The following is a 7,758-nucleotide window of genomic DNA, read 5'->3' as shown; positions in this document are numbered from 1 at the left end:
GAACCGAGGTGGACGGATTTGCAATCCGCTGCATGGCCACTCTGCCAACCCGCCATCAGGCGTACATTTGGAGCGGGCAACGAGGCTCGAACTCGTGACCTCGACCTTGGCAAGGTCGCGCTCTACCAACTGAGCTATGCCCGCTTTGCTATGGCCATTCGCCGTAACACGAGACGCATTCTACTGGTTTCTGTTTAGGCGTCAACAACAAATTCCTGCTTTCAAAACTGTTTGCTCAAAAAGTAGCAAATGCGCTGAAAATCAGGGCTTTTTCAGCTTATTTTGTCAACGCGGGCCAGGCGGCACGCAGGTAAGTCAACATAGACCAGATGGTCAGCAGTGTCGCTGCATAAAGCAGTACCAGGCCCAAATCAGTGATCCAGCCGACCGGCTGCCAAATCAGGCCAATCAACGCCAGCATCTGTGCTGCCGTCTTGTATTTACCCACTTCAGACACAGCAACCTGACCACGCTGCCCGACTTCGGCCATCCATTCACGCAATGCTGAAATCAGGATCTCGCGGCTAATCATAATAAAGGCAGGAATAGTCACCCACAGGGTTTGCATATCCACAGCTATCAGCACCAGGGCCGCCGCCACCATTAATTTATCTGCGACCGGGTCCAGGAAAGCGCCAAAAGGGGTCATCAGCTGCATCTTACGCGCCAGATAACCGTCCAGCATGTCGGTAATGGCTGCCAGCCAAAAACAGAAGGCTGCAAAAAATCGGGCGTAAGGAATGTCCGCATAAAAGCAGGCTAAACAAATGGGGATCAGGCACAAACGAAACACCGTCAATAAATTGGGAATATTCCACATGCTGCGTTACTTCTCGTTCTAATTTTGATGACAGGCCTGGTAAATCTTTTCGGCTTGTTGCCGCGAAATTCCCGGTACTGTGGCCAGTTCGTCGACTGAAGCTCTCAGCACCCCCTGCAAACCACCCAAGTATTGTAACAAAGCTTGCCGGCGTTTCTCACCCACTCCGTCGATATTTTCCAATGGACTTTTCAGCAGATTCTTACCGCGTTTATTGCGATGCCCGGTAATAGCAAAACGGTGTGCTTCATCACGGATCTGCTGTATCAGATGCAAAGCCGGTGATTCGGCAGGTAAAGCAAAACCTGCCGGGTTGTCTGGCAAAATTAAAGTCTCCAGGCCTGGCTTGCGGCTGGTCCCTTTAGCGACCCCCACCAATAAGGGTTTGTGGGCAAAAGTCCAACCGGAAAAAAACTCCACAGCCTGGTTCAACTGACCCAGTCCACCATCAATCAGGATAAGGTCGGGTATTTTGCTTTCATCCTGCAATTTGCCGTAGCGCTTCTCCAGCGCAAAGGCCATGGCCGCGTAGTCATCGCCCGGGGTCACCCCTTCAACATTAAAGCGGCGGTACTCCGCTTTGTTCGGGCCCTGCCCGTCAAACACCACACAGGACGCAATGGTCTGTTGTCCCATGGTATGACTGATATCAAAACATTCCATGCGCTCCAACTGCACCAAGCCCAACAGCTCGCGCAGTTCGCGGTAACGGACTGCCACCTGGTCCTTCACCGACAAGCGGGTGGCTGCTGCCAGCGCCGCGTTCTTTTGTGCCAAAGCCAGATATCGGGCTTTTTCGCCACGCCGGGCGACCACCAGGCTGACTTTGCGTTGCGCCATATCAGAAATCGCTTGTGCCAGCTCAGTGTCATCCTCTACCTGCTGATTCAGCACTATTTCTTTGGGGACCATCTGACCGCCTGCACCACTTAAATAAAACTGGGCCAGAAAAGACGGCATAATTTCAGTCGGGTCAGCATCGGCAGGCACTTTAGGAAAGAAGTTTTTGCTACCTAATACTTTGTGATCGCGAATAAACAGTACATGCACGCAGGCGATTCCGTGCGACCACTCCAGCGCTACCACATCCATTTCTTCCTGATCGCCGCTGACGTATTGCTGCTCCTGCACTTTACGCAGTGCAATGATCTGATCGCGAATACCGGCTGCTTTTTCGAAAGCTAAGTCCTGACTCGCCTGCTCCATTGCACTGACCAGCTGTTCAATCAACTGATGGCTTTTACCTGATAAAAACAAACTGGTGTTACGCACCAGCTCGGCATAGTCCGCATCGCTGATTTTGCCGACACAAGGGGCAGAACACAGCTTTAGCTGATATTGCAGACAAGGCCGGGTGCGAGCCCGGTAAAAACCATCTTCACACTGACGGACTGGAAACACTTTCTGCAGCAGTTTCAGGCTGTCCCAGACAGCACCAGCACTGGGGTAAGGGCCAAAATACTGCCCTTCGACCTTACGGGGGCCACGATGACCACTGATACGCGGGTGTTTATGGTTAGAAATCAGAATAAATGGATAGGACTTGTCATCACGCAGCAACACATTGTATTTCGGCAGATACTGCTTGATCAGGTTATTTTCCAGGATCAGTGCCTCAGTTTCACTTTGAGTCACGGTAAATTCAACCTGACGGATATGACTGACCAAAGCCCGGGTTTTAACCCCGGCCAGATTCTGGCGGAAATAACTGGCTAAGCGTTTTTTCAGCTGTTTGGCTTTACCAACGTAAATCACCGTATCTTTGTGGTCCAGCATACGATACACGCCGGGTAAGTCCGGTACTGTTTTCAGAAAGGTTTTAGCGTCAAACATCAGCAGTTAAAACTTCGCGATATCAATCATACCGTGGCGCAATGCCAGGTGAGTCAGTTCCACATCCCCACTGATATCCAGCTTCTCAAACATCCGGTAACGGTAGGAATTGACAGTTTTTGCACTGACATTGAGCTGCTCAGCGATATCATTTACTTTTTCACCGCGGGTGATCATCAGCATGATCTGCATTTCCCGATCAGACAGTTCATCAAAAGGATTGTTGCTGTTGCTGGTCACCTTGCTCATCGCCATTTTCTGCGCCACTTCGGCACTGATATAACGCTCCCCCAGGTGCACCCGGCGAATGGCCAGCACCACTTCGGGTGGCGCGGCATTTTTTGATAAAAAACCAGCCGCACCTAACTGCATCACCTTAGTCGGTACCGGCTCTTCACAGGACACCGACAACGCGAGCACTTTAATATCCGGGCAATAATGTAAAATCCGTTTGGTGGCGGTCATGCCGCCCATGCCTGGCATATTCATGTCCATTAACACCACATCCGGCGTGTTTTGCCGGCAGAACTGCAGTGCAGTTTCCCCTGAACTGGCTTCGCCTATCACCTTGATGCCCCGCTCGTCCATTAGTATACGACTGATGCCAGTGCGAACCAGCTCATGATCATCCACTAACAATACTTTTATCACCAGAATTTCTCCGTGTTTGAAGGGGCAGCAAAGCCTCACTGAGCATAAGCAATAGCCACTCAAAGCTCAAGGGCAGTCGTTGAATTTGTGGCTAAGAACGGGTTGGAAAAATCTATTGAAAACAAAAAGATGCATAAACAAAAAAACCAGCATTCAGCTGGTTTTAAAGTGGCGGAGGGAGAGAGATTCGAACTCTCGGAAGGCTATTAACCTTCGCCGGTTTTCAAGACCGGTGCATTAAACCGCTCTGCCATCCCTCCGCGACAGGACTGCATCTTAGAGACCCTGCTTTTGGTTGTAAAGCGCTTTTCTGCATCGCCTGCACTGTTTGCTCAGCATTTGTGCAACCTGCTGAAAAATTGCCTGATTTCTCTGACAGTCCAGCCATTACAGCGGTACAATAAAGAAAAAATCCGGATTAATTTGATGAATAAGAAGCGCATTTATGTCGCCTACACAGGCGGAACCATCGGTATGCAGCAATCCAGCAATGGTTTTGTGCCTGTGCCCGGCTTTTTGTCCGACACAGTGCGGGCTATGCCCGAGTTTTATCGTGGTGAAATGCCGGAATTTGATATTCATGAATACAACCCGGTGATTGATTCATCCGACATGACTCCGGCGCATTGGTCTGAAATAGCCGCAGACATTAAAGCCAACTATGCCGACTACGACGGTTTTGTCGTCCTGCACGGTACAGACACCATGGCCTACACCGCATCGGCCTTATCTTTTATGCTGGAAGATTTAGCCAAGCCGGTCATCGTCACAGGCTCACAAATTCCATTGGCGCAGCTGCGCTCCGATGGTCAGGTGAATTTACTGAATGCCCTGTATCTGGCCGCCTATTACCCTATTGCTGAAGTGGCCTTGTTTTTTAACAATAAGTTGTTTCGTGGCAATCGCGCCACCAAAGCCGATGCCGATGGCTTTGATGCCTTTGCCTCTCCGAACTTTCCGCCGCTGATTGAAGCCGGCATTCATATCAATCTGATTTCAGGCCATCTGACCTCGACTGCCGTCCCCAAGGCGCTGAAGGTGGCCGAAATCACACCACAACCTATCAGTGTCGTCACCTTGTATCCCGGGATCAGCACAGATGTGATCCGCAATATGGCGGCAGCACCGGTCAAAGCATTGATTATCAAGTCTTATGGGGTGGGCAACGCCCCCCAACAGCCGGCCTTGTTGGATGCACTGAAAGAAGCATCAGGCCGTGGCACTATCATTGTCAATTGCACTCAGTGCTTTAAAGGCAAGGTGAATATGGGGGGGTACGCCACCGGCAATGCACTGCGCTCCTGTGGTGTGATCAGTGGGTACGATATGACCCTCGAAGCCACCTTGACCAAGCTGCATTACTTGCTTAGCCAACCGATCAGCACTGAGCAGGTGCGACTCTTTATGCAACAAAGCCTTCGGGGAGAGCTGACACTTTAGCCTGGGCTGAACCACAAAAAAACCGGTCATCACCGGTTTTTTTGTATGCTATCAAAGCAGCGCCTGCCGCAGCTGTTTGACCAGGTCGAGCTCATCTGCACCTGGCATTCCCAGGCTGAGCCAGCGCTGCAGCAAAGCTTTCGCAGATAACTGCTGCCCCTGATTATGCTTTTCCGACAACAACAACAGCTGCACCTGAGCACGTTCTGCTTCGGAGCATAAGGCCGTTTTTCCTTGCACCAGGGCAATGGCCCAGGTCAGTTGGGCACGGCTAAACAGCTGCTCTGTTGGCTGTGTCAGCTGCTCCCGGTACAAAGCAGGCACCAGCTCTGGATCCTGCTGTTCCAGAGCAGTCAGTAGCTGCTCCAGCCCGGCATTGGCCTGACGCGCCATAAGGTCATCCAGCCGTTGTGTGATAGCTTGACGCAATTGCTGCTTTTTAGTGGCCAGCTCAGATTTCGCAGGCACAACAACAGCGGATAGCTGCAGCAACAACTGTTCCAGCTGTGCTGCACTCTGATCTTGCTGCCACTGGCTTTCCATTTCAGAAATTTGCTGCGAAGCCAAAGACAGCTCCTGCTGAGCCAGCTGTTCTTTCTGTTCGCGTTTTGCAGTCAGGGTGGCAAACACCTTGTCGCACTCTGCTCTGAATTCCTGCCACAAAGTCTGGTCCAGCTTGCCGGCAAATCCATGTGACTTCCATTGCTGTTGCAGAGTTTTGACCAAAGCAACAGCTGGGCCAGACTCCAGCTCAGATGCCGCTTTGGCCTGAACAATCAGCGACTTTTTCGCTTCAGCATTGTCGTGTTGCCATGCTGCCTGTCGTTGTCTGAGCACAGAGGTCAGTTGTTTTTGCTCTGCCGACAGCTGTTTATGCTCAGCTGCATCGACAGGGCCCAGAACGCGCCATTGCTGCAGATGACGGTTTAACCTGGTATCCAGCTCTTTGCCGGCTGGCAATTCAAGCAGTGTTTTTAGCTCAACAAGCAGCTGTCGTTTAGCGGCTGCGTTTGCAGCACGTTCAGCATCCAGTCTGGCAAAATGTTCGCGACAAGGCGCAAAGGCCTGCTCACAGGCCAGATTAAACGCCTGATTCAGCTCGTCCTCCAGCTCTGGCTGCGCTTTACCCAAACTGAGCCAGGCGGCTCTGGCCTGTTTGACCAAAGCCGCCCGCTGACCGACGTCGGTCACGGCTTCAGACGCCGCCTGTTGCATCTGCGCCACCAGTTCCTGTTTGCGCGGCGTGGCGATATAACGTTGCAGGTCGGTCAGTTCAGCTATCACCGCCCTCGCCTGCGCCATCTCTTTGTCCAGTTGCTGCTGCAAGGCAACAGGCCATTGCTGGTAATTCTGTTCTATGCCTTTGAGTAAGCCAAACAGCACATTAAAACGACCCGCCTGGTGCAAACGCCTGAACTCTGCCAGTTTGGCTTTGAGCTGTTTCAGCTCCCGTTCAACGCTGGCGGCAAAATGTTGCATAGGTTGCTGCCAGTTCTGTTGCAATTGCTGCAGCGCCAGCTGCAGGTGTTCAGGCACCAGAGCGCCCAGGTTTGCCGTGCTTTGCTTCCACTGTTTTTGCCATTGCTGGTAGCTGGAACTCAGCTGAAGGTACTGCGCCAAATCCGCGGGAATTGCTGTGCTTGACCAGTCGGCCACAAGCCGGGTCAATAATGCCAGTTGCTCCGCCTGCTGTGGCAGTTGATTCAGCTGTACCAATAACTGCTTCACCTGCCGTTTCAGTTCAGACTGAACAGTCACAGGCAACTGTTGCAGTGCCAGCTGGGTTGAAAAGTCCTGCAGTTGCTGTTGCAGATCCATCGCTGCGGTCAACTCCCCCTGCTGCAACCACTGCTGCAACTGCAGGCGAATGCGCTGCAACTCGGCGTCCAGTTGCTGTTGCAGTTGTTGCGCCTCCAGGTGCATAGCGGCAGCAGCTCGCTGCTCAGCCTGTTGTGCCAGCAGTGGTTTCCAGGCCTGCTCCGTCTGCTGTTTTATTTTTTGATACTTTTGTTCAAACTCGCCTGCATCCGGCAACAGCGACAACTCCGCAGCAAGGCCTTGCCATTCCTGCTCAAACTGCTGCCACTTTTGTTGCATTTGTTCCAGCGAGCCTTTTTCCCTCACACTGTTCAGCTTGGCCAGCACCAGCGCCACCTGCTTACGCAGCAATACAGGTTTCTCCCGTGCTTCAGCGGCCTGTTGCAACTGCTGCTTCAGCTCAGATGCCAAAGGTTCGTTCAGCTGACGACTTAATTTTTCCAGCAGCTTCGTATCATCAAGCTGCTGCAACAACTGTCGCTTCTGTGCCAAAGTCAACAACTCTTGCTGCAGGTTTTGGGCGATCAGTTCGGCTTTATTCAGTCGTTGCAGAATGGAAAAACGCAGCTCGGCGTCTGGCTCTGACAACGCCAGTTTCTCCAGCACGGAGCTACGCTGACACTGCTCGACAAACTGGTGTTTTAAATGGCCAGAAATGCGGTTCTCCAGCACCATCTGGATCAATTGCTGCTCCGCATACTGTTTCAGTCGCTCGGCATTATCCTGCTTACTGGCCTGCCACCATAAAGAGAACTCATTGAGTTTATCCAGTGCGGCACGGCGCACTGCTTCATGACCATCGTTAAAGGCCAGCTCATGCAAAATCTGTTTATGCTCTTGTGTGGCAGAAAGCTCGGCGATAGCCTGTTGCCGCACCGCAGCATCCTTATGCTGCCACTTCGGTGCGAACCAACGTTTAAAGATCATCATGGTTAAACCTGGCAATGGAGTCTGGAGACAATTCTTTTTTCATCTGGGCTTTGGATTTCACCACCATCTGGCCATCCGGGCCTATAGTGTACGGCTCATCTGATTTCAGTACATAGGCCTGATAGGCCATCACCAGTTGATGGGTCTGATCCTTTTGGGCGTCGCTCAAAGCCACCCCGTCGGCCCAACGGCCTGTGGCAATGGCATCCAGCAGGGACTGATAGGCGTCAGGCGAAAGCGAACTGACTAATGCTCTGAAATCCATA

The 7,758-nt window shown here is 52.0% G+C and carries 6 protein-coding genes and 2 tRNA genes; 1 reads left to right on the top strand and 7 read right to left on the bottom strand.

Annotated features, from left to right (window positions below; genetic code table 11):
* Positions 1 to 68 precede the first annotated feature (68 nt).
* The 5 genes from WKJ04_RS01980 to WKJ04_RS01960 form a co-directional block, all read right to left on the bottom strand.
* Positions 69 to 144 (bottom strand) — tRNA-Gly (locus tag WKJ04_RS01980).
* A gap of 133 nt (positions 145 to 277) precedes the next feature.
* Positions 278 to 820, bottom strand: coding sequence for a CDP-diacylglycerol--glycerol-3-phosphate 3-phosphatidyltransferase (pgsA, locus tag WKJ04_RS01975; RefSeq protein WP_337840096.1), 543 nt, complete (start codon positions 818 to 820; stop codon positions 278 to 280).
* Between the two features lie 18 nt (positions 821 to 838).
* Complete coding sequence (gene uvrC, locus WKJ04_RS01970) at positions 839 to 2,653, bottom strand: excinuclease ABC subunit UvrC (RefSeq protein WP_337878865.1); 1,815 nt, start codon at positions 2,651 to 2,653, stop codon at positions 839 to 841.
* A gap of 6 nt (positions 2,654 to 2,659) precedes the next feature.
* Positions 2,660 to 3,304 (bottom strand): UvrY/SirA/GacA family response regulator transcription factor, encoded by a 645-nt coding sequence (uvrY, locus tag WKJ04_RS01965; protein ID WP_337840098.1) that lies wholly within the window; start codon positions 3,302 to 3,304, stop codon positions 2,660 to 2,662.
* A gap of 169 nt (positions 3,305 to 3,473) precedes the next feature.
* Positions 3,474 to 3,564 (bottom strand) — tRNA-Ser (locus WKJ04_RS01960).
* A gap of 166 nt (positions 3,565 to 3,730) precedes the next feature.
* On the opposite strand from WKJ04_RS01960, the gene ansA reads away from it, so the two are divergent.
* Positions 3,731 to 4,744: an asparaginase gene (gene ansA / locus WKJ04_RS01955; protein ID WP_337840099.1), complete on the top strand. Its 1,014-nt coding sequence runs from the start codon at positions 3,731 to 3,733 to the stop codon at positions 4,742 to 4,744.
* A 51-nt stretch (positions 4,745 to 4,795) separates the two neighbouring features.
* Here the strand turns inward: ansA and WKJ04_RS01950 are convergent, their stop codons facing one another.
* Positions 4,796 to 7,492, bottom strand: a complete 2,697-nt coding sequence (locus WKJ04_RS01950; protein ID WP_337878864.1) for a DUF349 domain-containing protein — start codon at positions 7,490 to 7,492, stop codon at positions 4,796 to 4,798.
* Positions 7,479 to 7,757, bottom strand: coding sequence for a DUF1315 family protein (locus tag WKJ04_RS01945; protein ID WP_337840101.1), 279 nt, complete (start codon positions 7,755 to 7,757; stop codon positions 7,479 to 7,481). Before WKJ04_RS01945 ends, WKJ04_RS01950 begins: the two co-directional genes overlap by 14 nt.
* Position 7,758 lies beyond the last annotated feature (1 nt).

Origin of the sequence: Rheinheimera sp. (genome assembly GCF_037442345.1) — a bacterium.
In the GTDB taxonomy this organism is placed as follows: Bacteria; Pseudomonadota; Gammaproteobacteria; order Enterobacterales; family Alteromonadaceae; genus Pararheinheimera.
The sequence above is the reverse complement of the archived record's forward strand: the minus strand, read 5'-3'. Positions and strand labels throughout refer to the sequence as shown.

Coding starts and splice junctions, on each gene's coding strand:
- pgsA (WP_337840096.1), bottom strand. CDS start 820: ATGTGGAATATTCCCAATTTATTGACGGTGTTTCGTTTGTGCCTGATC.
- uvrC (WP_337878865.1), bottom strand. CDS start 2,653: ATGTTTGACGCTAAAACCTTTCTGAAAACAGTACCGGACTTACCCGGC.
- ansA (WP_337840099.1), top strand. CDS start 3,731: ATGAATAAGAAGCGCATTTATGTCGCCTACACAGGCGGAACCATCGGT.
- WKJ04_RS01950 (WP_337878864.1), bottom strand. CDS start 7,492: ATGATGATCTTTAAACGTTGGTTCGCACCGAAGTGGCAGCATAAGGAT.
- WKJ04_RS01945 (WP_337840101.1), bottom strand. CDS start 7,757: ATGGATTTCAGAGCATTAGTCAGTTCGCTTTCGCCTGACGCCTATCAG.